General features: G+C 61.9%; 31 protein-coding genes and 2 pseudogenes. 16 read left to right on the forward strand and 17 right to left on the reverse strand.

Going from position 1 to position 26,394, the window contains the following annotated elements:
- Nucleotides 1-259 (forward strand): hypothetical protein (locus ACYPXD_RS01435; RefSeq protein WP_459706621.1); only part of this gene is annotated, 259 nt, incomplete at its 5' end.
- Between the two features lie 144 nt (nucleotides 260-403).
- Here the strand turns inward: ACYPXD_RS01435 and ACYPXD_RS01440 are convergent.
- Nucleotides 404-652 (reverse strand): chemotaxis protein CheB, encoded by a 249-nt coding sequence (locus ACYPXD_RS01440; RefSeq protein WP_459706624.1) that lies wholly within the window; start codon nucleotides 650-652, stop codon nucleotides 404-406.
- Between the two features lie 963 nt (nucleotides 653-1,615).
- Between ACYPXD_RS01440 and ACYPXD_RS01445 the strand changes: the two genes are divergently transcribed.
- On the forward strand, nucleotides 1,616-2,083 hold the full coding sequence (locus ACYPXD_RS01445) for a DUF892 family protein (protein WP_459706626.1): 468 nt from the start codon (nucleotides 1,616-1,618) through the stop codon (nucleotides 2,081-2,083).
- 145 nt (nucleotides 2,084-2,228) lie between these two features.
- Here ACYPXD_RS01445 and ACYPXD_RS01450 read toward each other — a convergent pair.
- The 4 genes and pseudogenes from ACYPXD_RS01450 to ACYPXD_RS01465 all read right to left on the reverse strand — a co-directional run.
- A pseudogene (locus ACYPXD_RS01450) lies at nucleotides 2,229-2,731 on the reverse strand (transposase); the annotation flags it as partial.
- 135 nt (nucleotides 2,732-2,866) lie between these two features.
- Entirely contained in the window at nucleotides 2,867-3,286 is a 420-nt protein-coding gene (locus ACYPXD_RS01455; protein ID WP_459706628.1) for a hypothetical protein, read from the reverse strand.
- A gap of 409 nt (nucleotides 3,287-3,695) precedes the next feature.
- Nucleotides 3,696-4,037, reverse strand: a complete 342-nt coding sequence (locus ACYPXD_RS01460; RefSeq protein ID WP_459706630.1) for a DUF1398 domain-containing protein — start codon at nucleotides 4,035-4,037, stop codon at nucleotides 3,696-3,698.
- 57 nt (nucleotides 4,038-4,094) lie between these two features.
- The gene (locus ACYPXD_RS01465; RefSeq protein ID WP_459706632.1) at nucleotides 4,095-4,565 is read right to left on the reverse strand and encodes a MarR family winged helix-turn-helix transcriptional regulator; all 471 of its coding nucleotides are present in this window, start codon (nucleotides 4,563-4,565) and stop codon (nucleotides 4,095-4,097) included.
- 541 nt (nucleotides 4,566-5,106) lie between these two features.
- Between ACYPXD_RS01465 and ACYPXD_RS01470 the strand changes: the two genes are divergently transcribed.
- Nucleotides 5,107-6,243 (forward strand): ATP-binding protein, encoded by a 1,137-nt coding sequence (locus ACYPXD_RS01470; RefSeq protein ID WP_459706972.1) that lies wholly within the window; start codon nucleotides 5,107-5,109, stop codon nucleotides 6,241-6,243.
- A 184-nt stretch (nucleotides 6,244-6,427) separates the two neighbouring features.
- On the opposite strand, the gene ACYPXD_RS01475 is transcribed toward ACYPXD_RS01470, so the two are convergent.
- Nucleotides 6,428-6,901: a response regulator gene (locus tag ACYPXD_RS01475; RefSeq protein ID WP_459706635.1), complete on the reverse strand. Its 474-nt coding sequence runs from the start codon at nucleotides 6,899-6,901 to the stop codon at nucleotides 6,428-6,430.
- Between the two features lie 214 nt (nucleotides 6,902-7,115).
- Between ACYPXD_RS01475 and ACYPXD_RS01480 the strand changes: the two genes are divergently transcribed.
- The gene (locus ACYPXD_RS01480) at nucleotides 7,116-7,355 is read left to right on the forward strand and encodes a hypothetical protein (RefSeq protein WP_459706637.1); all 240 of its coding nucleotides are present in this window, start codon (nucleotides 7,116-7,118) and stop codon (nucleotides 7,353-7,355) included.
- Nucleotides 7,356-7,514: 159 nt separating this feature from the next.
- Here ACYPXD_RS01480 and ACYPXD_RS01485 read toward each other — a convergent pair whose 3' ends face one another.
- A complete protein-coding gene (locus tag ACYPXD_RS01485; protein WP_459706641.1) occupies nucleotides 7,515-8,456 on the reverse strand; it encodes a LysR family transcriptional regulator in 942 nt (313 codons plus the stop codon).
- A gap of 34 nt (nucleotides 8,457-8,490) precedes the next feature.
- The gene (locus tag ACYPXD_RS01490) at nucleotides 8,491-9,609 is read right to left on the reverse strand and encodes a Gfo/Idh/MocA family protein (RefSeq protein ID WP_459706643.1); all 1,119 of its coding nucleotides are present in this window, start codon (nucleotides 9,607-9,609) and stop codon (nucleotides 8,491-8,493) included.
- A gap of 267 nt (nucleotides 9,610-9,876) precedes the next feature.
- Here ACYPXD_RS01490 and ACYPXD_RS01495 point away from each other — a divergent pair, with 267 nt between their 5' ends.
- Together ACYPXD_RS01495 and ACYPXD_RS01500 are read left to right on the forward strand one after the other, a co-directional pair.
- On the forward strand, nucleotides 9,877-10,986 hold the full coding sequence (locus ACYPXD_RS01495; protein WP_459706645.1) for an alkene reductase: 1,110 nt from the start codon (nucleotides 9,877-9,879) through the stop codon (nucleotides 10,984-10,986).
- A gap of 69 nt (nucleotides 10,987-11,055) precedes the next feature.
- Nucleotides 11,056-12,291, forward strand: a complete 1,236-nt coding sequence (locus ACYPXD_RS01500; RefSeq protein WP_459706648.1) for an MFS transporter — start codon at nucleotides 11,056-11,058, stop codon at nucleotides 12,289-12,291.
- A gap of 69 nt (nucleotides 12,292-12,360) precedes the next feature.
- On the opposite strand, the gene ACYPXD_RS01505 is transcribed toward ACYPXD_RS01500, so the two are convergent.
- Together ACYPXD_RS01505 and ACYPXD_RS01510 are read right to left on the reverse strand one after the other, a co-directional pair.
- Nucleotides 12,361-12,585 (reverse strand): dodecin family protein, encoded by a 225-nt coding sequence (locus ACYPXD_RS01505; RefSeq protein WP_459706650.1) that lies wholly within the window; start codon nucleotides 12,583-12,585, stop codon nucleotides 12,361-12,363.
- 101 nt (nucleotides 12,586-12,686) lie between these two features.
- Nucleotides 12,687-12,938: a CsbD family protein gene (locus ACYPXD_RS01510; protein ID WP_459706652.1), complete on the reverse strand. Its 252-nt coding sequence runs from the start codon at nucleotides 12,936-12,938 to the stop codon at nucleotides 12,687-12,689.
- Between the two features lie 221 nt (nucleotides 12,939-13,159).
- Here ACYPXD_RS01510 and ACYPXD_RS01515 point away from each other — a divergent pair, with 221 nt between their 5' ends.
- Together ACYPXD_RS01515 and ACYPXD_RS01520 are read left to right on the forward strand one after the other, a co-directional pair.
- The gene (locus ACYPXD_RS01515; protein WP_459706655.1) at nucleotides 13,160-14,089 is read left to right on the forward strand and encodes a manganese catalase family protein; all 930 of its coding nucleotides are present in this window, start codon (nucleotides 13,160-13,162) and stop codon (nucleotides 14,087-14,089) included.
- Between the two features lie 140 nt (nucleotides 14,090-14,229).
- Entirely contained in the window at nucleotides 14,230-14,439 is a 210-nt protein-coding gene (locus tag ACYPXD_RS01520) for a hypothetical protein (protein ID WP_459706657.1), read from the forward strand.
- 397 nt (nucleotides 14,440-14,836) lie between these two features.
- On the opposite strand, the gene ACYPXD_RS01525 is transcribed toward ACYPXD_RS01520, so the two are convergent.
- Nucleotides 14,837-15,337 carry a YciE/YciF ferroxidase family protein gene (locus tag ACYPXD_RS01525; RefSeq protein WP_459706659.1) on the reverse strand — a complete coding sequence of 167 codons (501 nt, stop codon included), beginning with the start codon at nucleotides 15,335-15,337 and terminating at the stop codon, nucleotides 14,837-14,839.
- Between ACYPXD_RS01525 and ACYPXD_RS01530 the strand changes: the two genes are divergently transcribed.
- Entirely contained in the window at nucleotides 15,302-15,739 is a 438-nt protein-coding gene (locus tag ACYPXD_RS01530; RefSeq protein WP_459706661.1) for a hypothetical protein, read from the forward strand. The two genes, ACYPXD_RS01525 and ACYPXD_RS01530, sit on opposite strands and share 36 nt — an antisense overlap.
- 244 nt (nucleotides 15,740-15,983) lie before the next feature.
- Here ACYPXD_RS01530 and ACYPXD_RS01535 read toward each other — a convergent pair whose 3' ends face one another.
- Both ACYPXD_RS01535 and ACYPXD_RS01540 read right to left on the reverse strand, forming a co-directional pair.
- Complete coding sequence (locus ACYPXD_RS01535; RefSeq protein WP_459706663.1) at nucleotides 15,984-16,391, reverse strand: Hsp20/alpha crystallin family protein; 408 nt, start codon at nucleotides 16,389-16,391, stop codon at nucleotides 15,984-15,986.
- A 12-nt stretch (nucleotides 16,392-16,403) separates the two neighbouring features.
- A complete protein-coding gene (locus tag ACYPXD_RS01540) occupies nucleotides 16,404-16,844 on the reverse strand; it encodes an Hsp20/alpha crystallin family protein (protein ID WP_459706665.1) in 441 nt (146 codons plus the stop codon).
- A 256-nt stretch (nucleotides 16,845-17,100) separates the two neighbouring features.
- Between ACYPXD_RS01540 and ACYPXD_RS01545 the strand changes: the two genes are divergently transcribed.
- Entirely contained in the window at nucleotides 17,101-17,484 is a 384-nt protein-coding gene (locus tag ACYPXD_RS01545) for a hypothetical protein (protein WP_459706667.1), read from the forward strand.
- Nucleotides 17,485-17,563: 79 nt separating this feature from the next.
- Here the strand turns inward: ACYPXD_RS01545 and ACYPXD_RS01550 are convergent.
- Nucleotides 17,564-18,680: pseudogene (locus ACYPXD_RS01550) on the reverse strand (ATP-binding protein).
- A gap of 265 nt (nucleotides 18,681-18,945) precedes the next feature.
- Here ACYPXD_RS01550 and ACYPXD_RS01555 point away from each other — a divergent pair.
- Complete coding sequence (locus ACYPXD_RS01555) at nucleotides 18,946-19,125, forward strand: hypothetical protein (RefSeq protein WP_459706669.1); 180 nt, start codon at nucleotides 18,946-18,948, stop codon at nucleotides 19,123-19,125.
- Nucleotides 19,126-19,263: 138 nt separating this feature from the next.
- Nucleotides 19,264-19,761, forward strand: a complete 498-nt coding sequence (locus ACYPXD_RS01560) for a phasin family protein (RefSeq protein WP_459706670.1) — start codon at nucleotides 19,264-19,266, stop codon at nucleotides 19,759-19,761.
- A gap of 156 nt (nucleotides 19,762-19,917) precedes the next feature.
- Here ACYPXD_RS01560 and ACYPXD_RS01565 read toward each other — a convergent pair whose 3' ends face one another.
- The 3 genes from ACYPXD_RS01565 to ACYPXD_RS01575 all read right to left on the reverse strand — a co-directional run bounded on the left by ACYPXD_RS01565 (nucleotide 19,918) and on the right by ACYPXD_RS01575 (nucleotide 22,063).
- On the reverse strand, nucleotides 19,918-21,015 hold the full coding sequence (locus tag ACYPXD_RS01565) for an extracellular catalytic domain type 1 short-chain-length polyhydroxyalkanoate depolymerase (RefSeq protein ID WP_459706672.1): 1,098 nt from the start codon (nucleotides 21,013-21,015) through the stop codon (nucleotides 19,918-19,920).
- A 47-nt stretch (nucleotides 21,016-21,062) separates the two neighbouring features.
- The gene (locus tag ACYPXD_RS01570) at nucleotides 21,063-21,488 is read right to left on the reverse strand and encodes a CopG family transcriptional regulator (RefSeq protein WP_459706674.1); all 426 of its coding nucleotides are present in this window, start codon (nucleotides 21,486-21,488) and stop codon (nucleotides 21,063-21,065) included.
- Between the two features lie 203 nt (nucleotides 21,489-21,691).
- Nucleotides 21,692-22,063, reverse strand: a complete 372-nt coding sequence (locus tag ACYPXD_RS01575; protein WP_459706677.1) for a DUF1428 domain-containing protein — start codon at nucleotides 22,061-22,063, stop codon at nucleotides 21,692-21,694.
- Between the two features lie 338 nt (nucleotides 22,064-22,401).
- Here ACYPXD_RS01575 and ACYPXD_RS01580 point away from each other — a divergent pair, with 338 nt between their 5' ends.
- Genes ACYPXD_RS01580 through ACYPXD_RS01595 form a run of 4 tightly spaced genes read left to right on the forward strand, consistent with a single transcriptional unit; the run spans nucleotide 22,402 to nucleotide 26,381 of the window.
- Entirely contained in the window at nucleotides 22,402-23,382 is a 981-nt protein-coding gene (locus ACYPXD_RS01580) for a chromate resistance protein ChrB domain-containing protein (RefSeq protein ID WP_459706679.1), read from the forward strand.
- On the forward strand, nucleotides 23,379-24,575 hold the full coding sequence (locus ACYPXD_RS01585) for a chromate transporter (protein WP_459706681.1): 1,197 nt from the start codon (nucleotides 23,379-23,381) through the stop codon (nucleotides 24,573-24,575). Before ACYPXD_RS01580 ends, ACYPXD_RS01585 begins: the two co-directional genes overlap by 4 nt.
- Before the next feature lie 34 nt (nucleotides 24,576-24,609).
- Nucleotides 24,610-25,344 (forward strand): superoxide dismutase, encoded by a 735-nt coding sequence (locus tag ACYPXD_RS01590; RefSeq protein ID WP_459706684.1) that lies wholly within the window; start codon nucleotides 24,610-24,612, stop codon nucleotides 25,342-25,344.
- Entirely contained in the window at nucleotides 25,341-26,381 is a 1,041-nt protein-coding gene (locus ACYPXD_RS01595) for a YncE family protein (protein ID WP_459706686.1), read from the forward strand. Before ACYPXD_RS01590 ends, ACYPXD_RS01595 begins: the two co-directional genes overlap by 4 nt.
- Nucleotides 26,382-26,394 lie beyond the last annotated feature (13 nt).

The following is a 26,394-nucleotide window of genomic DNA, read 5'->3' on the forward strand; positions in this document are numbered from 1 at the left end:
TTTTCTGGTGGTGAATCCGTGTATTCCGGACTCGTGGCCGGGCTTCGAAGCGACCGTCCATATGCATTCGACCCGCTACGAAATCCACGTGAAATCCGCCTTGGGGCATCCTGCCATGCGCATTGTGCTCGACGGTCAGGCTGTCGATTGCAGCGGCAATGGCGTGTACGCGCCACTTGATGCTGGTTCGCATACGCTGATAATTTCGATATGCTCAGGTGTCGCCGAGGAAATCGACTCGCCCGAGCCTGCCGTGTAACATGGCTAGGGCCATTCACATGACGCCTCACATCTGCATGAAATGGTGAAGCCGCAATCAGGTTCTGTGAAGTGAATCGTCTCGCAGATCCGACGGACCTGACATCTGTCCTCATGGGCATGGAAACAGCGCCGCGGGCAGGCCTCACCGCGCTGCCCTGAATTCTGAATCCACAGCCGAGCGCCCGCCCCCGCTCGACAGGCAGCACATGGTCGACCAGTCCTGTGGCGATAGTCTGCCTTGGCATTGTGCGTGCCCTGCCGTCTCAGGGTCCTGAGCCATCACTATGCCACCCTCGACCTTGATGGCGCGCAACCCCGCGGAGCCATCCGCGTTGGCCCCGGGGTGAGCACGATCCGGATTGCCCGTTCGTGCTGGCCGGCTAGTCTCCATTGAAATACCGGCTAACCTCAGCGATCACCGCTCCATAGGCTGTTCTTTCATCTGCAAACGAGCTTTCCAGCTGGACAGGTCGCTTGCCTTGCGGGATGAACCGGACAATCACACCTGAGTCAACCCTCCGCATTTCGACGCCACATTTTTGGTCGACGAACAATCGGCCGATCATCGGCATTCTGTACCATTTGTTTGCAGGCACTCCCGCCTCCGATAATTCATCCTGGCATTCCCGTTCGAGGAAGCTCAAGCGTAAATCGACAGTGACGGTCACCCGTTCGGCCAATCGCCACACGACAACCACAGTTGTTACGCGAAGGTCCGGGGAGATACGCGCATAACGTCTCCCCCCGAGCGGCGTGGCCCACTATACACGCGAACACCGGAGCGACTTCGCGTTCTTGATCTCGCTGCCTCCTTCGCAAGGCCCGCAACCGGCAGCGCGCCGCGCCCGCACACTCTGGTCGCGCGCCACAGTCTGCCTCGGGATCGGTCACGAGGACTCTGTGACTGTGCAATGCGTTACCAGAAATGTCTTGACCGTGTAGAGCCTGATGCGTATTTTGGACCGTGACGCTTGAGAGGTGCGACTGCTACTCACCAATCAACTGCTTTGGTGTTGTATTTGTTGCGTTGTTCTTTATGCTTGGTCGTCGTGTTCGGTTCGCCCCGCGAACTGACCTGATTCTCTGGCAAGGCAGCGCAGTCACAACTTAAACGTATCGCTTCAAACGAAGCGTCGTGACAAAAGCTTGCGAGCCGTTGATCTCAGTTCGCTCTGAGTTCGCTGGCGCCGACCGGGCTGCGGGCGCGCTCAGCCCGCCCCTCTGCTGCACGGACTTTTCAAGCGCAGGCGGAGGCGCACCTGCCCGACTTCAGCGGGGCCGATGTATTCCTGCAACCGGGCGCAATGGAGAGTGTGACCGCGCGCGTCGCACTCCTGGAATGACGGGACTCGTCATGATCGACCAACGGCAAAATCTTCTGCATCTGCTACAGGTGGCCCATGCGCTGGCGCTGGATGTTGAGCACTCGCTAAGGAGGCTCGACGGGCACTGCACCAGTCGTGTCACATTCGCCAAACGGATGGAAATCTGCCTGAATGCAACGCTCGACCAGCAACGATTACTGGTCGAGTGTCTGCGCAGAATCAATGGAGGCGGCGAAACCGTCCGAGCGATCAACGTGGATCTTCCGGTAAGTGCCGAGCATGCATTGGCAGCCGAATCGGACGGCGATGCACTGCACGAAATGGCGCGCGTCCATGCACTGACGCTCAAGGAAATCGACGTCTACTCGGCATGTATCGCAACGGCGGAGTCCAGCGGCTTTTTTGAAACCAAGTTCACTTGCGAGGCGATCCTGTTGCAAAAATTTGCGATGGCAGCATACCTGACGCAGGACAATCCGCGGACCGCACAAACGTGATGGCATGGACAAAGGAAGAGGATGGCATCGGACCCATTGAACGCGTCAACCCCATTCATCTTCACCTAACAGCCGCTCGATTGATGCTGATACGTCGAGCGTGTACTGATCGAACATCGCGCGCATAAAGGAGCCTCTTGGGGCTTTAGCTTCCAGTCATCTTCATGGCCTTCATCGTCCCCGCAACACAAAGTCTCTCTTGAAGTTATAGGCCAGCACCTGGAGGCTCATCTCCGTACTCACCCGCCCTAGCGTCCGGGTCAGGAAGTGTGCGGGCTCCATCCAGTGCTTGAGCGTACCGAAGACATGCTCGACGGTACTTCGACGGATGGTCATTGCATCGGGCATGTGGTCGATCCGACGCTGCATGGCCTCCAGTACGCCTTCGTGTTCCCACCGTCGGATGCTGCGATAGTCGCTGGGCGAACATCGCTCCTTCGGAGGGCAACGCGGACAGGCACTGGGCCAGTACACCCGCAGATTCATGTCCTTCTCAACGGTGTTGAACCGATGAATGACACGCTCACCCGCAGGGCATCGATACATATCGGCTTTCGCAACGTAGACGAAGTCGGCTTTCGTGAACAGCCCCTTCTTCCTTGATGCGGAGGTCAGTGGCTTCGGGACATACGCGCTGATGTTGTTCAGATCGCATGCGTGTAGCGATCGTGTGCAAGTGCAGATCGCAGACGGGGCAAACCGGCGCACCGGACGTCCGCGAGGCCAATTACATACACCAATTCAAGATGCCGGCGCTTGATGTGCCGCCCCTCGCTTATCAGGTCATGTTCGCGTTCTCGCGCGCCGTCCGGGATACCGGGACGGAAACTTCACCGCCGCGAAAAAGGTCACTGCCGTCGCGATGCCCCCCGTTGAATTCGGCACGGCCGGCACGTAAGCCATCACGATATCAGCGAGAACGAGCGGACCGAACGAAATAGCGCTGATCACGCGGTTGTTGTGCACGAAGTCCGCGCTGTCCCAATGCCCCCGGCCGATGGTCTCGCGGGCATACTGCAGTGTAAAAGACTGCCGCAGAGAGATCGACGCCAGCACGATCAGCATCAGTCTCGCATCGACGCGCACCCGCGCCGCGACGATTGACCATCGCACATCCTTCGCGAACGCATAGACCATAAGTGCGCCAAACAGTACGGCCGTGCCGATCTCCAACAGATTGATGTAGCGGCCCGGCGTCACCATACGAGCATCAAAAAAAAGCGACGGCGAGGATCGAGGCAACTGCAGTCCGCCGCCATACCGGCCAGACGCTCGACCACCACGAACGCGATAAAAGGGGCAAAGGCCAGAAGAAAATTCATCTCCGACCCAGAGTGTCCAGTCGTCCACGCGCCAGCATGAGTTCTCGCCCCGCTCATTAGCATGAAAACTGCCCGGTACGCGGTGAGCAATCTCGACCGTTGCGAGCGGCCCGGCCGAGACACTAGCGCATCGGTCAACAGCAGATCGCTACGCAAATATTTCCAGCGACCAAGATATTGATTTCGAAGGTCTGCCCGGCCAGCCGGGTCTTCACGGCTATTGGCATTCCGGAGGGGGATATTGCTCGAGGTATTCCTCCTCCTGGCACCTGTAGCACGTCACGGTGCGATTAACCAGGTCGACGTCGTAGCGGACGACGCCCGCGCGCCACGAAGCCGTCAGAAATTCGGCAAACGAGCTCTCCTGCCTGATCGATCCGCAGCGCACTCACGAGTGCGTGCCGGTCGAATGGCGGCACGTCGACGGCGCCCGACACCAGCGGCGTGCCCTGCACGACGACAGGCCCGTCCTCGGTCAGATACAGACTCTCGCATGCAGGCAAGAACCACACATTGCGCGTCACCCCTGCTCGCCGAAGGGTGTCAGCCAGGAACGGAAAGCCGTCCACTTTCGGTCGGCCGGACATGGCACGCTGCTGCGCGGCCTGCAGATTCTCGATCGCCTTGCTCATTGCTACTCTCCTTATTGTTGAAACGCGGCAGCGGGATTGCGTGGCGGATGTCGCGCCTCAGTCCACCGGTATGTTGTGCATTTGATGGGTATCGGCCAGCTTCTTCAGTAACTTTCGGAGCGTGGCTCGTTCGGTCGCACCCAGAGCTCCAAAAAAGCGCTCGTCGTTGCCGTTGGCAATGGTTGTCAGTTCGGGCAAGACCCGTTTGCCCTGTCGAGTCAGCTCAAGTAGCTGAACGCGGTTGTCTTCCGAACTCGTTGCACGCGAAATCCATCCCTTGAATTGCAATTTGTCGAGCACTTTTGAAATGGCCCCACGAGTCATGCCCATTGCGTCGGCGAGACCAGCGGGAGTCAAGGCCGCCCCTCCCCCAATCTGATTCAATGCGACCCACTCCGCGACCGACAAGCCCCGCTCCTGCAACGCGCGGGCGAACGCGCCGGAAATGCGGTTAGAAACGAGTCTGACCCAATAGCCCAGATGCGTTTCAAGAGCGGGGGCCGGCTGTATCGAAGTCGCGTGGTCCACGGAGCACCTTCATGCATGTAATTTCCATGGAAACTATTATGATTTCCATGGAAATATTTGTCAAGACGGTTGGGGGAAAACCTGGTTGACCTTTTATGTGATCCCAATGCGACGGCAAATGGTTGATCTTCAGCAGCGAGTGGACTTTCGCTGAATGTAAGTCGACTTCGCACAATGGGTCGGGTATAGCCCATCGACGGGGGCGCAGACTGATTCTCCTTGAGAGATCATGGAAGCGACTATGACCAATCGCGTGCCCCGGATGCCGCGGACAAGGACAAGCTAACCGCCGCTGAAGTTAAGAGAAATTTGGGCGATTCGAACGGCCGGTTTGGATTTATGGGAGCCGGGAGATCGGGACATCCTGCAAAAAGGCCGCTACCTGATCTCACAATGTTGCACGACTACTCGGCATTGGCACCTATGACGACATGCAACCTCGACCGGGGGCCCATCGGTAAAAGGCTGTCTCGCATTTGCGTGTAGCATGGATACGCTGCCCACGGCCAATGACACCCGCTTCCTGTTGGGAGACTCAGGCATGCGACTTTCAGACTTCATCTTGCGAGATCTCGAGCCGATTTCGGAACAATGGGAGGCGTTCGCCGCCACCCTTCTACCGGCGGCGGACAATATGGAACCATTGCAGTTGCGCGAGCATGTGAAGGAAATCCTGCGGATCGTGGCAATGGACCTGCGTACCTCTCAGACGCGGGAAGCCCAACGCGAAAAATCGATGGGTCGATGTATCGGTCTGATCGATCCGGCAGAAGAAACAGCTGCGCAAAAACATGGCGTTCTGAGAGCGCGGGCCGGCTTCAACGTTAACCAGCTCGCCGCCGAATATCGCGCCTTGCGCGCAAGTGTGCTTCGCCTATGGATGGACGACTGCGAGCCTGGAACGCCCGATCCGGGCGATATCGTCCGCTTCAACGAAGCGATCGATCAGGCGCTCGCCGAATCAGTCACCTCTTTCAACGCGCAGATCGAACAGAACCGCAACCTCCTGCTCGGGATGCTCGGGCACGATCTGCGCAGCCCCCTGCAGGCAATTCAGGTCACTGCGTCGCATCTGGCGCTGTTAAATGCGGGGGAGCAGGTATCAAAGGCCGCCGGCCGTCTCATACGTAGTGGGGCCCGGATTCAGGGGCTGCTAAACGATCTCACCGAATTCAACCGGACCAAACTCGGATTGGGCATCAACGTAAAACCTGCTAGTGTCAATCTGGCGGATGTGCTCGCTGACGAAGTCGAGGAATTGCGCGCAATCCATCCTGACAGGCAAATCGATTATGACGTCAGTGGAGACTCGCAGGGAGACTGGGACGGTCCGCGTTTGCAGCAATTGCTTGGCAATCTTGTTCTCAATGCCATCAAGTATGGAGCCCAGGACACGCCTGTGCGCGTGATGGTAATCGCTGGCGTAACGGAGGTCCGTATCAATGTCAGCAATCGTGGAGCTGCGATTGGAACCGCCACGCTAGCCCGCATCTTCGATCCGCTGATGCGAGGGCCCGACCGGAGTGAAGACGAGCGGACCGGTAGTCTCGGACTGGGGTTGTATATCGCACGCGAAATTGCGAGGGCTCATCACGGTGCTATCGAAACCCGGTCCAACGATATTGAGACAATATTTTCCGTGTCACTGCCCAGGAACGTCAGCCGGAAAGGGGGCTGACAATCCGTGGTGGCGAAGAGATTTGCCACGCCGCGTAAAGCCGCCATTCGCGTACTGGAACCGAATGTACCTTCGGGGGCGAGATGTGTCTGTGGCATCAGGCACTACGCAGCCGGTTTTACGGACGCTCGCAGGGCTCGGGCCAGCGTTGCTCAGCCGAAGGTCGATGCGGCCGTCGTCTGCGTTATGCCGCCATCTGCCCGAGCAAACGCAGCAGTGAATCAGGAGCAGTGCTTTTCCGGCAGTATCCGTCAAAGCCGGCCGCAATTCCATTTGCATGAACGGTGATCTCGTCGTACGCGGTGAAGGCTACAAGGACGATGTGCTGCGTCCGACCTTCCCGTCGTAACTGCTGCGCGAGCGCAAATCCGTCTATGTCCGGCATGTTGATGTCGAGCAGCGCGATCTCCGGCATCCGCACAGCGATGGCGTGAAATGCCGCTTGCGCGCCGGTAGCGAATTGAGTGTCATATCCCAATAAGCAGAGTGATGCCGTAATTGCTTCGGCCCCGTTTTTATCGTTATCAATCACGAGCAGGCGACGCCGCTGGTTGGCCTGCTGTCGAAGCAGGGTGCGCAATGTCCATCGCGCAGTGTGCGGGAACGTTTTCATATGTGCGAACGCTTCTGATAGGCTTGACGACACAAAGTCGAGCATGGGGTATTCCCGCCGCCGCATCATGACATCATTCAGGCGCCGACTCGTCAGAAAACGGGACGCGCTTCATAGGCAGATTCCATGCTTTCCGAGCGACTTCGCGATGACCAGCGCGGCTTGTTATTTCAACGTTCCGCTTGCGAATCGGTGGCGTGCCGGATTTCCGACCCGAAATGCCACAGGGAAAGTCAATTGACTCTGCTAAAGTGTTGTCATGCACATCGTCGACCGTCTGCTGCAAGAGCTAGCTGATGCCAGCGCACAGATCACCCAGCGCCGCGCGCAGCTGCAGCAGCAGTTCGACTACGTAGAGCTTTTGGAAAGACTCCGAGTCAGCGTGTGCATACAGCGGAACGAGCTGGCCTTGTACCAGGCAGAATTGGACAGGTCGGTGGCGGTGCACCAGCGTCTCTCCGCACTTATCATTTTCCACACCGGAAGGGAGCGGGATTGACCCGTGACGCGGTGAACACGAGGCGTTGCGGTGCAGCGACTACCTCGCGCTGACCGCATACTTGCGACAGGAGCTAACCCTGAGTACCGGCCGCCCACCCCACACATCTGCTTTGCATCGATCTGCTTTGCATCGCGGTCGCTTCGTGCTAGCGCAGCGTCATTTCGCGCCGGGAAACAAGTGTTGATGCAGGAAGTCGACAAACACGCGCACCTTCGGCGGCGTCATACGGCCTGACGGCCACAGCGCGCGAAACGGAATCCGGTCCGCCGTGAAATCGCGCAGGACGGCGACCAGCGAGCCATCGGCGAGCTGCTTGCGCACCGCATAGTCAGGCACGTTCGCAAGACCCAGCCCTTCTTCAGCCAGTGCGATAAGCGGCTCCACCGCGCTTGCAATCGCCGTCGACGGCAGTTCGACGTCGAATGAAACGCCGTCGCGCACGAAGGTCCAGCGTCTCAACCGCCCCGTGCGCGAAAACCGATGCTGCAGGCACGCATGCGTGCCCAGTTCCTCCGGCGCTGCCGGCACGCCGCGCGCATCGAGATAGGCCGGCGCGCCGACGATCAGATGCGTGTAATGCCCGAGCGTGCGCATCGTCAGTTGCGAATCGACGGCGTCTCCCGTGCGCAGCACCGCGTCGAAACCATCTTCGATGACATCGACGAGCCGATCACTGAAATCGATCTCGAGCTGCACGTCGGGATATTCGCGCATGAACGCCGACAGCACCGGCATCAGCAATGTGCCGACCAGCGGAATGCTCACGCGCAACCGGCCCATCGGCTTCGCGCGCGAAATGGCCAGCTCGGATTCGGCCTCCTCGATCTCGCCGAGGATGCGCTGACAGCGCGCGAGAAAAAGCTCGCCTTCCGGCGTCAGACGTACGCTTCGCGTGCTGCGATGAAATAGCCGCACGCCAAGCCGCGTTTCGAGCCGCGCGATGGCCTTGCCGATCGCCGACGCCGAAAGTCCGAGTTGCCGCCCTGCTTCCGCAAAGCTCAGCGTTTCCGCCGCGCGCGTGAACACGACCATGCCGCTCATGTGATCGAGCGCGCCGGACGCGCGCGCGGCGCCGTTGCCGATGTCAGGCTCGGTCATCTCGACACTCTCCCTCCGTGCGGTGAAATGCGCGTCATACAGCCGGGTCGATCGACATGAATTGTCGCGACGCGGACGACGTCTGCGCGCGATCGATCAGATCGTGCAGGCGCACGGCATCGGCGAAGGTGGGCGCGGTGCGCGTGCCATGCGTCACGTCGTGCGCGTAAGCCCAATACAGCTCGGCCAGTTCCAGCACCGCGGACGGCAGCCCCGATCCCGGCAGCCGATGATAACCCTGCGGCACCGCAAGCGGTGCCAGCGGCGCCTTGTCGTCGCGCGCGCCGACGATGCGGTAATCGTCGCCGACATCGCCGAACGCCGACGTATTGGTGATGCGCAGATCGCCTTCGGTCCCGGTGATGTCGATCTGCACGCCCGAGCCGCTGCGCTTGCCGCCCTCGATATGCACCGACAGCACCGCATTGCCGTTCAGCATGCCCGCCAGCACGAGCTGATCGGGCGCGGACGTCGGAATCGACGCGCCGCTCTCCCTGATCGTGACGAGCGGAAACTGATTCGGCGTGAGCGCCGCGATGGACACGGGCCAGCCCGTCACCGTGAGCAGCATGTCGAGGAAGTGGCCGCCATAGATCGAGACGATCGACGAGAAGTTGTCGGGCGACACCGTCCATTCGAGCGCGCGCGAGCGAATCGCCTGGAAGTAGTTCACGCTCACGTGCACGCGCACGGAACGCAGCGCGCCAACATAGCCTTGCGCAACGAGATCGCGCACGTAACGGTTATGCGGCGCGAGCCGACGCTGCAAGCCGACGACATGCCGCACGCCGCGCGCTTGCGCAAGGCGCAACAGCTCCGCCGAGTCTTCGGGCGTGGTCGTCAACGGCCATTCGCAGTAGACGTGCTTGCCCGCCTCGATCGCGCGCTTCACGGTCCCGGCATGCTGCGGCGCCGTGTTCAGCGCAACGACGAGATCGATGTCGGGACTTCCGACGATCTCATCGATCGAAGCCGCCACGCGCCCGATGCCATACTCGCGCGCTGCGCTTTCCGCCGCCTCGCGCCGGTGACTGAATACGGCCTGCAGCGCGTAATGCGGCAACAGATCGAGCACGCGCAGATGTCCGTGCCGCGCCCAATTGCCGACGCCGATCACGCCCACGCGCAACGGGGCGATGTGTGATGTTTCCATGAGAGTCCCCGTGTTCAAGAAGTGACGCGGATTATCGGAACGGTCGCCGACGCGATAAATGCCGGCACCACAACATGACTGTTCTGCTTACCAAAACAATCGCCGCAACACTGCCGCGGCGCCCCGCCGCGCGATTGCGGACACGCGCGTCCGGGGTGCGTGAACCGTCGGACCGTTTTTCTCAGGCGGATGCGCATCTACATTCCGTGTCAAGCGTCGCCGGTCATCGGCATGACGCACCCGCTACCCGGAATGATGGAGATCGAAATGTCCAGACTCTTTTCGCCAGTCAAAGTCGGTTCGTACGAATTCGCGCATCGCGTCGTGCTGGCTCCGCTCACCCGCATGCGCGCCGAGGAAGGCGCGCGGCCCGGCCCGCTGATGGCCGAATATTACGCACAGCGCACATCGCCCGGCGCATTGCTGATCAGCGAAGCGACCATCGCCGCGCCGGAAGGCAACGGCTATCTCGGCGCGCCCGGTCTTTACGATGATAGTCAGATAGCCGGATGGAAAGCCGTCGTCGATGCCGTGCACGCCAAGGGCGGCACGATCTTTCTTCAGCTTTATCACGCGGGCCGGCAGTCGAACGCGCAGTTGCAGCCCGGCGGTGGCCGCCCCGTGGGGCCGTCGGAAGTGCCGCACGGCGGCGTCGCCTATACCGAGGCGGGCTGGGTACCGAACACGCCGAATCGGGCGCTGGAAACATCGGAAGTCGCCGGCATCGTCGACAGCTTCCGCGCGGCGGCGAAGCGCGGCATCGCGGCTGGCTTCGACGGCGTCGAACTGCATGCGGCCAATGGTTATCTCTTCGACCAGTTCCTTCAGAACGGCAGCAACCTGCGCACCGACGCATACGGCGGTTCGATCGCGAACCGTGCGCGCCTGCTGCTCGATACGACGCGCGCCGTGATCGATGTCTGGGGCGCGGACAAGGTCGCGGTTCGGCTCGGACCGAGCGGTTCGTGGGGCGACATGTCCGACAGCGATCCGCAAGCGCTTTTCGCCTACGTCGCGGCGGAACTGAACGAGCTCGGCATCGCGTATCTGCATCTGATCGAGCCGCGCATCGCGGGAAATGTCGAAGACGACGCACGCGATCAAACGCCCGTCGCGGCACAGACACTGCGCGCGCATTTTCACGGTCCGATTATCGCGGCGGGCGGTTTCGATGGCGACAGCGCCGAAGCCATCGTGCAGTCGGGCGATGCCGATCTCGTCGCATTCGGACGGCATTTCATCGCGAATCCCGATCTGCCGGAACGCCTGCGCAAGCATCAGCCGCTCAATCCGTACGATCGCGCGACCTTCTTCGGTGGCAACGCAGTCGGTTATACCGATTACCCGTTCTTTAACGAAGAAGCCATCGTGGCTTGAATCACAGGTTCGTTTTCCCGGGCCGCGTGATGCTTGTCGCGCGGCCCGCGGCATTCCGGAGTCTTTAGCATGAGTCTCAAATCACCCGCGCCCCGTGATGGCGCGCGCGCAGTTTCGCCCATCACACGCAAACGGCCGTGGCTTGCCGTGCTGTCCATCGCCCTCGGCTCGTTCGCCTTCGTGACGACCGAATATATGCCCGTCGGGGTCTTGCCCGCCATCGCCACCGATCTCGGCGTCACACCCGGCACGGCCGGCTTGATGACGACCACGCCGGGCATCATCGCCGCGATCTCCGCACCGCTTTTGCTGCTCGCGGCGGGCCGTCTGAATCGACGGCTGATCCTGTTGTTGCTATCGGTCGCGCTGGTCGCATCGAATGCCGTCTCCGCACTCGCGCCCAACTTCGCGACGATGCTCGTCGGCCGCGCGTTGCTCGGCGTGAGCCTCGGCGGATTCTGGACCGTCGCGCTCGGCGTCTCCGGGCAGATCGTCAGCGAAGACGACAGCGCTCGCGCAAGCGCGACCATCTTCATGGGCATCACGCTCGCAACGGTCGTCGGCGTGCCGCTCGGAACGTTTATCGCCGGGTGGTGGTCGTGGCGCGTGTCGTTCACCGCAACCGCCGCGCTCGCGCTCGCCGCATGGCTGCTTCAGGCGATGCTGCTGCCCGATCTCGCGCCGCGCGCCGCCCCGCGGCTCGCCGATTTCGGCCGCATGCTCGCGCGCGCGACCGTGCTGCGCAGCCTGCTGCTCGTCGCGCTGCTGTTCGGTGCGCACTTCTGCGCCTACACGTACATCGCGCCGTTCCTCGAAGTCGACGCCGTGCTCGGCGCGACATGGGTGACCGCGCTGCTGCTCGGCTTCGGCATCGTCGGGTTCCTGTCGAACTTCGTGGCCTCGGCGTTCGTGAAATCGCATCCGCGCATCTCGCTGTTCGCGACGACCGCGCTCGTCATCGCATCGCTGCTCGCGTTGCCCGCGTTTGCGCACGTCGCGGGCGCGGTGGTAGCGGGCGTGCTCGCGTGGGGCCTCGCGTATGGCGCGATTCCGTTGTGCCTGAGCGTGTGGATGCAGATGACATCGCCGCGGCAACCAGAAACCGCATCGGCGCTTTTCGTGAGCGCGGTGCAGACCGCAATCGCGGCAGGCTCGCTGGTGGGCGGCATCGCGGTCGACCATGCGGGCGCGACCGGCGCCATGCATATGGGTGTGCTGCTATCGGCGCTGGGTCTCGCGGTGCTCGCCTCGTTCGCGACGAAGCAGCACACGCTCGCGACGGTTCTCGGCGATCGTATTCGATGATCGCAGGCGGCTGACAGCGAGGTGTTTGGGCACCGCAGCCTTGCGCGCGATACGGTAAATCGGACCGAGTCACGCCTCGTATTTGAACGACAGCGTCACCCGGGCACGATACTCCACGACCTTGCCGTCATCGAGCCTCATATCGAGCTTGCAGACTTCCGCGATGCGCAAATCGCGCAACGATTTTGCAGCAGTTTCCACGGCATTTTTTGCTGCGTCCTCCCAGGAGCTTGCGCTCGTGCCAATAATTTCCGTAATGCTATACACGCTGGACGCTGTGTCCGCAGTAGCCATGATGTCTCTCCTTTGAACGGAAGGCGCGTCTTGCGCCTCGTTAACTGATGATAGGCGCTCCGTCGCGCCTGAAGCAGAACCCACGCGGCCGAAAAACATAATCACAACCATGCGCGACGCAGCGTTCTTCCGACCGGCTGTTCAAAGGTTCGAAGGTTCGAAGGATTGCCAGGATCCGTTTTTCCCTTCTCGATGTTTTCCCGCTGGTCCGCCGCATCCTTGCGGTTGTCGCCTTCAGTGATCTGGACCTCGCCCTTGAGTTTTTTTGCGTCGTTCCCGGTTATCGAACCCACGCCCTTATTCACGTACCCCTTCAGTTCTTCCTTGATTCCCGCAGACTTTTCGCTGGCCATCGCTTCCTCCGTCGAATCGTTTCAGGTCGGCGCGCGTTGTCACGTTCGCCCATCCAGAACGCGCAATGCCCGTGCCTCCCGGCGCGCGAGCCGGAACGGCTATCGCGACATCGCCGGCAGTGTTCCCATCAGTGCGCCCTGGTACCCTGGTACACGCGATGCGGTAGCGAACGGGCCACCCACGGCACCCATCGATCGATCATCCGTCAAGGAGCCTCTCCATGTTCATGCACAACAAGCGTCTGCAATACACGGTTCGCGTGTCCCGGCCTGATCCGGGCCTCGCGAATCTTCTGCTCGAGCAGTTCGGTGGACCGCAGGGCGAGCTCGCCGCTGCCATGCGTTACTTCACCCAGGCCGTCACCGAGGAAGATCCTGGGCGCAAGGACATGCTGTACGACATCGCGACCGAAGAGCTGAGCCACCTCGAAATCATCGGATCGATTGTCGCGATGCTGAATCGCGGCGCGAAGGGCGAGCTCGCCGAGGCGGTCGATACGCAGGCCGATCTGTACCGCAAGCTCAACGGCGCCGGCAACGACAGCCACGTGACGCAGGTGCTGTACGGCGCGGGCACGCCGCTGACGAACTCCGCGGGCGTGCCGTGGAGCGCCGCGTACATCGACACGATAGGCGAGCCGACCGCCGACTTGCGCTCGAATATCGCAGCCGAAGCGCGCGCGAAAATCATCTACGAGCGCCTGATCAACGTGACCGACGACGCCGGCATCCGCGACGCGCTCGGCTTCCTGATGACGCGCGAGGTCTCGCACCAGAAGTCGTTCGAGAAAGCGCTGTATTCGATCGTCGGCAACTTCCCGCCGGGCAAGATGCCGCCGGTGCCGGCGTTCGCGGACGCATATCTGAAGATGTCGCAAGGCGAGCCGCCTCAAATGGGCCCGTGGAACGAAGGCAGCGGCCTGACGTTTATCGGCGAGCCGTCGCCGGCCGTGGACGGCGGCGACGGCCTCGCCTCGGTCAAGCTCGACAGGCAGCAGGTGGCCGCGCTCGAGGCCATGCAACAGCGTCTCATGTCTGATCCGTCGTCCGACCCCGAGACCGGCGCCGAACTGGGTATGTCGCAAGACGCCGCGAACGGTAAGGAAAAGACTGCGGCGAAATCGGGCGGCAAGGCGAGCAAAAAGGCGTAACGCTATTGGTTGCGCGCCGGCAGCCCGGAAACCACCGGGTTGCCGCGCAGTTTGCCGCGCGTCCGGCACGCACAGACGCCGCCGGCGACAGCCGGTACGACGACGGTTTCACGCCACCCAACCATCGGAGGTCCGAAGCCATGGAATTCGACTACAACGGCTATCACGTCGACGCATCGCCGCTTGCCGAAGGCGGCCGCTACTTCGCCCGCGCGAGGATTTCCACGGTGACGGGCGCGACGCGCAGCGAAGTGAAATGGAGCGGCGATCTCGGTCAGTTCGGCTCGCAAGCCGAGGCCGCCGAACGCGGCAAGCGTTGGACAATTGAATGGTGCGATAGCCAGCCATAGTCGGCGATATGCGTCAGACCGGCTATCCGGCCAAGAGTAACCCGCTCAAAGCATCGACGCCCCACCCGTCACCGCGACGGTCGCGCCCGAGATCTTTCCGGCGGCGGACGGTCCGAACCCCGCCACGCGCGAAACCCTGGCCGCGCGAAACGGCATGGCGCTTCATTCCATAGCGCTTCATTCATATCGCGCTTTCTGTCTGTCATGTCTGAAGCACCGTCCGTCTGGCCGCCGCACAACGGGCGGCGGTTCTGTCACAAGACGAACGAAAGCGCGACGGCGGCGATCCACACCCCCACCTGCCAGCCCGCGAGAGCGAACCGCAGATGGCTACCGCGAGGATGCGCCGCACGCCGCGCCTTCATGACGACAGCGGATCGTTGTCCGGGCGTTGCATTCACGACTCCTTGCTCAACGCTTCCGCTGCGATCTTTTCTTCGGCGAGCAGGGAGAGTTTTTCGTCGGTCGCCTTCTCTTCCTTGAGCGTCTGTAGCAGAAGCGTGACTGCGTGCGTTTCGCCCAGTTGCTTCGCCAGCGCGATCACCGATCCATAGGCTGCGATCTCGTAGTGCTCGACCTTCTGTGCCGCGGCAATTAGCGCAGCGTCGAGGACTGGTCCGGATTCGATCTCCTCGATCTGCTCCTGTCCCTCCTCGATGAGTCCTTCCATCGCCACGCATTTCACGCGTTTGAGGCGAATGCCGCATGCCTCGACGACCTGATCGATGCGCTCGATCTGCCCTTGCGTCTCTTCAAGGTGCGTCATGAATGCACTGCTCAGTTCGGCGTGGGTGGCGGCTCGTGCCAGCTTCGGCAAAGACTTTGTCATCTGCTTTTCCGCACTGTAAATATCGGATAGCGAATGAACGAAAAGATCGTGAACGGTTTTTGTGGTCATGGCCTGCTCCCTGAGGACGTTACCGAAAGTGGTGGGTACCTGTCGCTGTTGCAGCGTGGCCAGCAGCTGGCTGCCACGCTTGCGGCTCGTCGCTGCATCTCGGTCCGGCGGTGCCTCGTGCTGGTGGTATGGCAGTCAGCCGATGCGTACCGACCAGGGTCTGCTGGCGGCGTGTCGCCCGCACAGATGTGCATGGCGTATGCCTGGGCGCGGGCGGATAACAATACGATGTCGCCTTCTCTCTGCGACACACAAACGCATGTCGGTGCGCACGAGAAGCCGCACCGGTCGGCAGCAACGGAAAGCGCGAGCGTGCTGGTGGGCACGACGAATGCGGAACATACGGGCATGCGTTGCCACACAGGCGCTCACGTCGCAGTACGACAACTTTCAACAACCTGAGGAGCGCAAATATGGACGCACGCCGCGACCTGATCGTGAGCGGCGCTTCCCTCAAAGAGGGAAGCTCTATGCCTAAGGGGACATGGCGTACACGGGTTTCCCGATAGGCAGCCATCCTCGGGCGGACATGAATTCCGCCCAAGCAACGACGTTAGCCGCATCGTCAAGCCGCACCGTCGCCGATGCCGCCGACACCGGCTGTCGGCCGTGGCGCAACAGCCGGATTGTTCAGACGGTCCGGCGCTTAACCCACCTGTACGTCGATGCGCCGCGGCTTCGCCTCGTCCCGACGCGGAATGGTCAGCTTGAGCACACCGTCCTTCAGGGACGCCTCGATTTTCGATGTATCGAAGTCTTCACTGACGGTAAATCGCCGCGAAAAATAGGGCGCCCGTATTTCGGCGTGCGAGAGCCGCAGGTTCGGCAGGACCGGCACGACGGATTCCGCGTCGATAGTCAGATTGCCGTCGTGCACCCTGATGTCCAGCTTGTCCTTCGGCACGCCGGGCAGGTCGGCCCACACCGTAACGGAATGCGCGTCCTCGACGATATCCACGGCCGGCGTCAGCGTGACGCGTCGACGTGCTTCGTCGGACTCCGCGCGCGTCATCGCGTTCGGATCGCGCTGGGCAATTTGCGTGTTGTCGCTCATGATCTCACCTCTTCATTGAACGGTAATCGCACGGGGTTTCGAGGCCTCGCGCTTGCCCACGGAAATTAGCAGGCACCCGTCGACATAGCGCGCCTGCACCTTGTCGGGGTCAGCCTGCTGCGGCAACTCGATGACGCGCCGGAAGGCGCCGTTGAAGCGCTCCTGCGCATACCGGCGCGTGCCTTCCGGCAAGGTCTGCTGCTGCGCGGATCGTTCGCCGGCAATCGACAGCAGGCCCTTGTCGACGGAGATATCGAGCTTCGCAGGATCGACGCCGGGCGCGAACGCCACGATCTCGATCGTGCTGTCGGTCGTGCCGATATTGATTTGAGGAAAAGAGCCTGACCGGCTCGAACGAAGGCTGGACGGGAAGCTGCCGAACAGGCTCGACATCTGCCGCTGCATCCTGTCGAGTTCGCCCAACAGGTCGGTCCCGAAGTAAAGATCACTCATGGTCGCTTGCTCCTATGACGGCAAGGAAACGAACCGGCGTACGCGCTTCAGTCCGGTTGTCGCGGTGCCGCGGACAATCAAGGTTGAAACACGCAGGGCTCGCGAGCAATGCGCGTCGCGAACCGCTGCCTGAGCGCTACGGAAAATAGGAGGGCACGCGGAAATTTCAAGGGGCCGGTGGGCCGGATTTTTCCCTCTTGAAAAGTCGCATGCCGCCCATACCGTCGGCGCACAAACCCATGCAAGGAGGAACGCCGTGGAATTCGACACCGACTGGACAACGCTGGGCAGACATCGCCTCAGGATGCGTTCGACAAAGGGCTTTCCCACCGAAGTGATGCGGCAACTGGCCGACGTGGCGCGTCTTGCGGTGGACAACAACATGAGCGCACGAGCCCGCATCCTCGAGATTGTGTTTCGCCAGGAGAAGGCCTACGACATCACGGTCGGGACGACATTGGCCGAAGACCGGCTTTGCGTTCCGCAGCTGGAGAGTGCAATTGCAACGGTCATGGGGCTGCTGCCGCAGCAGGTCAACATCGCCGTGCAGGTCGTCGCTCAGGAGGAGGTGGATCTGAATTTCGGCGTCTACGAACGAGCGCTCGCGGAAAAAGCAGGCGTCATTTCGCCACTTCATTAAGCGTTCGGCTCGGAGCCGTCCGCCACAAAACGTCGCCTGTGAAGCCGCGAACCGGGCAAGCAGTCGATGGGGACGAGGCCTAGTCGCGATACGGCAGGTGAACAGAAAATATCGTCTGACTGCTGTCCGACCGGACCTCGATGTTGCCGTCGTGAGCCTTCGCGATCTCGGCCGCGATGTAGAGTCCAAGCCCGAGTCCGCCCGCATGGCTGTTTTCCTGACCGAGGCCGCGCATGAGCGGGTCAAAAATCGCCTCCATCGTCTGCTCGTCGATGGCCTGACCGCCGTTCGCCACCTCCAGCAGCACCCCGGGCGCTTTTCCCGTCAACGCGACGCGAACGGGTATGTCCGGACTTCCGTATTTCAGTGCGTTTGTCACCAGGTTGGAAAGCAGCTGCTGCAGCCGGGCACCGTCCCAGAGCCCTCGAAAACTGCCTTCTATGTTCAGCTCGATTTCCCGGCCCGGGTGCGCGGCTCGCAACTGGTCGACCGTATCGGCACACACAGTCGCCAGATCGATGTCGGTGCGGACGACGTTGATACCCAGTCCCAGCTTGACGCGGTTGAAATCGCACAGGTCATCGAGCAGCGACTGCATACGGGAGCCGCTGTGGATCAGCCGTGTCGCGGCTTCCGACACTTTTTCGCCTGCATTTAACGCAGCGAGATAAGCGGCAGTCATCTGGATCGTCTGCAACGGGCTGCGCATATCGTGCCCGAGCATGCCGAGCAGAAGATTGCGGGCCTGTTCGACCTGCACGTTAAAGAAATCGACCGATTCAGCGACAGCCTGGTCGATCGCCTCATTGAACCGGATCACGTCATCGAGACTCGTTACCGTGGTGCCGTTGCGGTCCATCCAGAGCCGTAGCACGCTGGCTCGCAGCGCGCGATATTCCGCTGCCAGCTGATTGACGCTGAAACCCCCGCGCGCGCGTAGCAAAGCATGCGTTTGCGCGGCCGTCTCCGCCGCGTCGATGGGTTTCGGGGCATTTCCCCAAGACTTCTCGTGCTGCTCGTCGTGTGTCTGCGGACTCGAGATGTCCTTTGCGATCGCCTGCAGTATTTGTTGCGCATGGTCGCGCAACGCGGCGCGGTCCATGCTTCTTGCTGCCGGATGCAGCGTCGTCGCGAAGGCTTGCCACTGCACAAGAATTTCTTCCATGTTCTGCATGGATAAAGTCGGCGAGTCGCATGTGTTTCCCCGAAAAGAGCCTGTGTCAGCGGGACCGGCGTTCGCTCTCTATATTACCTGCGACGGCCCGATAGGAATCGTTCACGCGGTGTTCCTGGCGACGCGGGCACATGGGATGCACACGGCTGCATTGACACAATCCGCGCCGCGCTCACGCCCGGCGACTGCAACACCGCGTGAGCGCAATCGACCCGCGCGGGGTTCCACCTGAAGGGCTGCTGCCACGCGCGATTGTGACGCTTCCTTCCACCCACTGAGGTGCTTCGATGAACCCGGATACAAACAACCGGAACGATGACGATGGTTCGAGACACGGCGACGCGGAAAAGATCGACAAAAAGCTGGATGAGCTGGGCGTCGGAAAAAGCAAGTCTGGAAAAGATCAGCGGGATCAGCCGGACAAGGAGGGCTCGGCCAGCTCGAGCAAAGACAGCGAGCAGCCCTGAATCGCGGCATGTGACGGCCAATCGCGCGGACCCGCTTCGCTCCGCTCGCGCCATTGTCCCGTCACGGCTTTTTCCACAAGCATTGGCCGGTCGCGCACCGGCCGTACAACTGTCGAGGAGTCGATCGTGAGTGCATCTGTGTTGCTGGAAACCGCCGAAGCGCCAGAAACTCCCGCTGGTCATGCCACGTCCGTGGTCAACGATTTGACTGGGTTGAGCGCGGTATGTGTCGCGGCTTGTGTCGCGGCTGCCGGGCGCCTCGCGGACCTGAATCAGTGTGCGATCCGTACCACGCTAGACGAGCATCGCGCGGTTGCGCTGCAGGCAGCCGAAGAACGCTCGCTGTTAGGTGCATGGCATCTGCAAGCAAGCTATTCGCTCGCAGGGACCGCCAAGGTCGCCGCGTACCTGCGGCATGTCGGCGACATTCTGCTTGGCGCCTACGCCGATGCCTTCAGTGAAGCGGAGACGTCGTTCAACCGCGGCTTCATCGCGATGACCGGCATGGTCAACGACGCGTCTCCCCGCGCTGTTTCGGCGATACTGAATCCCGGCTCGGATCTCACAACCACGCCGAATCAAGCCGTGCGGATCGTCGATGAGAAAGGCGATGTCGTCTCGTCCCGGCGAGCGTAAGCGATAAGCGAGCAGCGCCGCGATGGCGGCCCTGCCGCGAGCTGATTCTGGAGCGCGCCCGGCAATCCTCGACAGACGGACCGTCGACCGTATCAGGCGTGCCATGCCCGCTGATCAGGTCGGCGTCTGCCTGCTGGCAATCCGCGCGTTGTTGCATTAGGGATGTTGCGGATGCTCAAGGAAAAACCGCAGCATTTCGCCACTCGCATCCGGCCCGCTTGCGTCGGTATAGCTTCCACGCGCACTGCCGCCTGCCCAGGCGTGCGGCGCGCCGTGAATGGTCCATAACTCGGCGTCGACGCCGCCGCGGGAAACCAGCCGCTCTACCGTGCAGTCGCGTCGGCCCGCCCCACTACGACGCCCCACGTCGGCGCCAGCCTGTTGCCGTTCGAAACCGCGCACGATTCGGGCGGCATTCGACAGGTGAACCGTGGCATCGGCATCGCCGTGAAAAACGATCACGGGCCGTTGCGGCGCAAACGAATCGCATTGCGCGCGTCGCGTCTCTGCGGAAGGTGTGCCGCCTTTCATCGCGGCAAGCGCAGAGGGCAAGTTATGCGCGCAACGCGCAGCAAGACCGGAGTGCACGCCGGCCGCGGCATACAGTTCGGGATACTCGCTAATCATGATCGCCGCCATCGCACCGCCCGCGGACAGGCCCGCGACATACACACGCGAAGGGTCCACATGGTGCGTCGCGATGATCTCGCGCGTGATACCCGCGATCAGGGACGGCTCGCCGCGCTCGCGCGACTGATCGCCGGGCTTGAACCAGTTCCAGCACTTTGACGGGTTGGCCTGCTTCGGCTGCACCGGATACGCAACAAGAAACCCGTGACGCTCGGCGAGCGCATTCATCTGCGTGCCGGCTGCAAAGTCATCGGCGTCCTGGGTACAGCCATGCAGCATGACAACGAGCGGCATCGGTGCGCTCGCGGTCCCCGCGGGCACATAGAGCCGATATTGCCGGCGGCCAGCCGCGTTCGAATACGAGTGCGTGCTGAAATGCCCGCGATCTTCGAACTCCGTGCGCCCCTGTTCCGCCGCGCGCGGCGGGACGTCGTTCGTATTCGTCCGGTCAAGCCGGGCACCCGCGGGACTGGATACCGTTTCATGCGACATGTCGCTCGCTGCCCGAGTGCCTTCGCCACGCAACGCGCGTTGTATTGCGGCCGTCGCTTCGGCGGGGCCGCGTGTGCGTAGCAAGTCCATCGCTTCGTGCATCGAGTTCAGAAATCCCTCGTTCAGTTTCATGGTGTGTTCCGGTGAGCAAAGTAGATGTCGAGTAGCGCGGCAGGCGATTACCGGATACGGTCGGCGAGCGCTGCCTTGACGGCGGGCGTGGCATGAAACGCCCCCAGCACCGCGACGCTTCCAATGGTTGCGCGCGCAAGTTCCGGTGAGACGTCAGCCGCAATGCTTGCCAGCCCGAGCACCTGGATGTCGAGTCGCTCGTGTGCCTTGCGCACTGCCTCAAGGTCCTGTCGGGAAAAATGCTGCATGCCGAGCACGAGCGCGCGGCGTGTGACCGTCTCCTGAACGACCTGAGCGTGGAGTGCGAGCTGATTGCGGATGGCCGTCCGGATCAGGTCGGTACGGTTCGAATAGAAGCCTTCTTCAACGAGAAGATCGATCTGACCAAGGTCTACCGGCACAAGATTGATCGTGATTTTTTCGGACTCTCCGCCTTTGGAGCGAGGCGTCTCGGGAACCGCAGCTTTTTTCATATTCCATCCATGTACCATCCATATGGATGGTTATAGGAGGGTTTTTGCTGCGATGCAAGAAATTTGCCTATGTCCCCAATAAGAATGGGGCGACGGTGCCCGCGTATGCGATCGGCGCGCGAGTTCCGCGGCGCCGGCCCGTCGTTCTGCATCGCGGATCTCCCGACGCGCCATGCTCCCGACAGGCCCGCCATCTTTCGCCATTACGCGTGAGGCAGTTCGAGCAGCGTCTTGAACCCGCCAAAGAACATGCGCATCCCATCGAAGGGAAGGCTCTTGTGATCCATCATGGCCTTGATGCGCGGGTCTTCCATCACCTTGGCGTTGACGCTGTCGCGGTGCTCCCGCGAGTCGTAAAGGATCCAGGAAAACACGACGGTCTCTCCGTCCTTCAGTTGCACGCTCTGCGGAAACGACGTGACCTTACCGGGCTTTACGTCGTCGGCGACGCACTCCCAGTATTGAAGCGCGCCGTACTCCAGCCACACTTCGCCGGCTTGCTCCGCCATGCGTCGATAGGCATCGAGCTTGTCAGCTGGAACGGGTACGACAAATCCATCAACGTAGTGTGTCATTTGCGCCTCCTGTGACTAACGGGCTTACCTGCACAAAGCATGATCCGAGAACCCGCTATTTCATGCTGCCTTTGATCATCGATGTCGCGCCGGGTTGCGGCAGTTCGCGACACAGCCGTGAAGTCGATCCGCGAGCGACGGGTTCTCTGACACTACGACGAAACGGGAGACACGGAATCGACACGGATTCCGAAGAATGTCGCGAAGCCCGATCGCTCGGGTCGCGTAACTGAAACGGGCGGCTGAAACAGGCGGCTGAAACGGGCGGCACGATCGATCCGCCCAAACCGTCAAAAGTTAACTTGTAGAGATCACTACTAGAGAGTAGTTTACTCTACATGACTACTCTTCTGACCTGGTCGCTCCTCGTTCTGACGCTTCCAACCGAGAACGCCACGGCGCGCATGCGTTTCTGGCGCGCGTTGAAAGCCAGGGGTTGCGCCGTTCTGCGCGACGGCATCTATCTGTTGCCTTACACCGCTGAACGCGAAGCGATGCTGCGCGAACTGACCATCGCCATTGCCGAGAGCGGCGGCACGGCGCACCTGCTGCGCGCGCCGAGCCTCGATGCCGCTCAGGACTCGGAATTCCGCGCGCTGTTCGACCGCACTGACGAGTACGACGGCTTCATCCGCACGCTTGCCGATGCCCGCAAATCGGTTGCCGGGCAGTCCGCCGCCGAGCTGACCAGGCTGCTTCGGCGGCTGCGCAAAGATTACGAGACGATCGTCGCCATCGACTATTTCCCCGGCGAAACAGCGACGCGCGCGGAGGTAGCCTGGCAGGATTTCGTCGCGCACGTCGACACGGTGCTGTCGCCGGGCGAGCCGCACGCGGCCGACCGTGCCATCCGTTCGCTGTCGGTCGCGGACTACCAGGGCCGCACATGGGCCACGCGTCAGCGGATGTGGGTCGATCGTGTCGCCAGCGCGTGGCTGATTCGCCGCTTCATCGATCTCCATGCACGCTTCATCTGGCTGACATCGCCGGACGTCTGCCCATCCGGTGCGCTCGGCTTCGATTTCGATGGCGCGGCCTTTACCCACGTCGGCGAGCGCGTCACGTTCGAAGTGCTGCTCGCGAGCTTCGGGCTGGACAAGGACCCGGCGCTGTTGCGCCTCGGCGCGATGGTCCATGCGCTCGACGTCGGCGGGACGCCCGTGCCCGAGGCAATCGGCTTCGAGGCGATCATGGCCGGTGCGCGCGAGCGCGCCGCCGACGACGATCAACTGCTCGACGACATGAGCCGCGTGCTCGATTCGATCTACACGCACTTTGCAGCGAGCGAGAAAAGCCGCGACACAGGAAGCCGTTCATGAGCACGACGGCCGTCACCACGCCCGGCTATACGCTCGGCCAGATGGCGCTGTACATGCTGAAGCTCGGCACCTTCGGATTTGGCGGACCGGTGGCGCTCGTCGGCTATATGCGGCGCGATCTGGTGGAGCAGCGCGGCTGGATCGCCGAAGCGGACTATCGCGAAGGACTGGCGCTCGCGCAGATGATGCCCGGTCCGCTTGCCGCGCAACTGGGCATCTATCTCGGCTACGTGCACTACCGGATCGTGGGCGCCACGATAGCGGGCCTCGCATTCGTGCTGCCGTCGTTCCTGATGGTGGTCGCGCTCGGCTGGGCCTACGCGCACTTCGGCGGACTCTCGTGGATGCAGGCGGTGTTCTACGGCGTCGGCGCCGCAGTGGCCGGCATCATCGCAATGAGCGCATACAGGCTGACCACGAAGACGCTCGGCGCGGACAGGCTGCTGTGGGTCATCTACGCGACCCTCGCGGTCGTGACCGTCGCCACGGAATCCGAAATCGCGTGGCTCTTTATCGCGGGCGGACTCGTCAACTGGTTCCGCAGATCGCCGCCGAAAGGGTGGAGCAAGGGCGGCCTCAACGCACTCGCCATGACCCATGCGCCTGGCTTGAGCGGCGTGCTGAGCGGCGTGCTGAGCGGGCTGGACCTCTCGCTGCTCGGCCAGATTGGCCTCTTCTTCACGAAGGCCGGCGCGTTCGTGTTCGGCTCGGGCCTTGCCATCGTGCCGTTCCTGTACGGCGGAGTCGTGACCGAACACCACTGGCTCAACGACAAACAGTTCGTCGATGCGGTAGCGGTCGCGATGATCACGCCTGGCCCCGTCGTGATCACGGTGGGTTTCATCGGGTACCTGGTCGCGGGCCTGGCCGGCGCCTGCGTCGCCGCGCTCGGCACGTTTCTGCCCTGCTATCTGTTCACGGTGCTGCCTGCGCCGTACTTCAAGAAGTATGGCCGGCTACCCGCGGTCAAGGCGTTTGTCGACGGCATCACGGCCGCGGCCGTGGGTGCCATTACCGGCTCGGTGATCGTCATAGCGAAACGTTCGGTCATCGACTGGCCAACCGCGTTGCTCGCGCTCGCAACCGTATTGCTGTTATGGCGATTCCGCAAGCTCCAGGAGCCCGTCATCGTCGTTGCAGCCGCCCTGATCGGCCTTGCTGTCTATCCGCTTGTCCACCTGCACGCACTGTGACCGGACGCGTGCACGAACACCCTGAGGAATGCAAATGGCAACACGTCGTACCTTTCTGCAAAACACGGCTGCGGTTGGCGCTGGGGTGATGCTGGCCCAGGCAAAAACGGTTCTCGCCGCCGAAGGCCCGGGCTACGTCGACAAGCTCGTCGACGCCGACGGCAAATACGCCGCAGCGCCGCTGCCTTTTGCATACGACGCGCTCGAACCGGTCATCGACGCGCGGACGGTTGAACTGCACTACAACTTTCATCACAAGCCGGCCGTGGTTGCCGCCAACAAGGCCGAAGAAGCGCTGGCCAAGGCGCGCGACACCAACGATTTCACGCTCGTGAAGTTCTACGAGAAAGAGCTCGCCTTCCAGCTGTCCAGCCATATCCTGCACACGGTCTACTGGAGCAGCGTTTCCGGCAAGGGCGGCGAACCGAAGGGCGAGCTTGCCAGAACGATCGACAGTCAATTCGGATCGTATGCGAAGTTCAAGGCGCAGCTCGTCGCCGCGACGATTGCCACTGAAGCGTCGGGCTGGGGTGTCGTCGGCTATCACCCGGCAACGGGCAAGCTCATGATCCTGCAGTGCGAGAACCATCAGAAACTCACGGCCTGGGGCATCCAGCCGGTCCTCGTCCTCGACGTCTTCGAGCACGCGTACTACCTGAAATACCAGAACCGCCGCAACGAATACGTCAACCAGCTGTTCGGCATCGTCAACTGGGACAACGCGGCGCTGAGACTGCAGGCGGCGATGCCGTCGCGCAGCGCGTCATGATTCGCGGATGGATAAACCGCTCGTTCAGCGTGTCGCGGATCGTCGCGCGTTGCCTCGTCGTCGCCACGGCCGGGTTCGGCGCCGCTTGTTACGCCGCCGCGGACGACCCTTCACTCGATAGCCTCCCGCTGCAGCATGTCGCCGACGTGCCGTTGCCAGGACGCGCTTCCCGCTTCGACTACGAAAGCGGCGACCCTCGCCGCCACCTCCTCTTTATCGCGCATCTGGGCGACAGCGAGGTTGTCGTGTTCGACACGTCAGCGTCGCGTGTGGTCGGTCAGATTCGGGGAATCGCCGCCGTCCACGGTGTGCTCGTCGTGCCCGAGCTGTCCCGCGTCTATGCTTCGGCAACCGGAACGAATGAGATCGTCGCTATCGACGAACACACGCTCAAGGAGTTCGCCCGCATACCTGGCGGCGTCTATCCGGACGGTATGGCCTACGCGCCCGACGTGCACAAACTCTACGTCTCGGATGAAACGGGAGAAACGGAGACCGTGATCGATGTGCTCGCGATGAAACGGATTGCGACCATTCCGCTTGGCGGTGAAGTGGGTAACGCGCAATATGACCCGGTTTCGCGGCATATCTTCGTCAATGTACAGACGCGGCGTCAGCTGGTCGAAATCGACCCATCCTCCGATGCGATCGTGGCGCGAATCGACCTGCCAGGCGCGCGCGGCAATCACGGGCTGCTCATTGTTCCCGAGGTGCGCCTCGCTTTTATTGCATGCGAAGACAACGACCGGCTGCTGGTACTCGATATGCGCACGATGAGCATAACCAGCGCGTTTGACGTGGGCGGCGATCCGGACGTGCTGGCGTTCGATCCCGGCACACGCACGGTTTATGTCGCCGGCGAGAAGGGCATCGTATCGATGTTCGGCATTGCCGGCACCCACGTGTCGAAGATCGGCGAAGGCCGTGTCGGGCCGAACGCGCACGTTGTCCATGTCGAAGCGGCCACGCAACAATCCTACTTTCCGCTGAAGAGCGTCGACGGGCGTCCGGTGTTGCGGGTCATGGCGCCCCGGTAACGATAGCGCTCCG

This window comes from Paraburkholderia sp. 2C, from assembly GCF_054589215.1.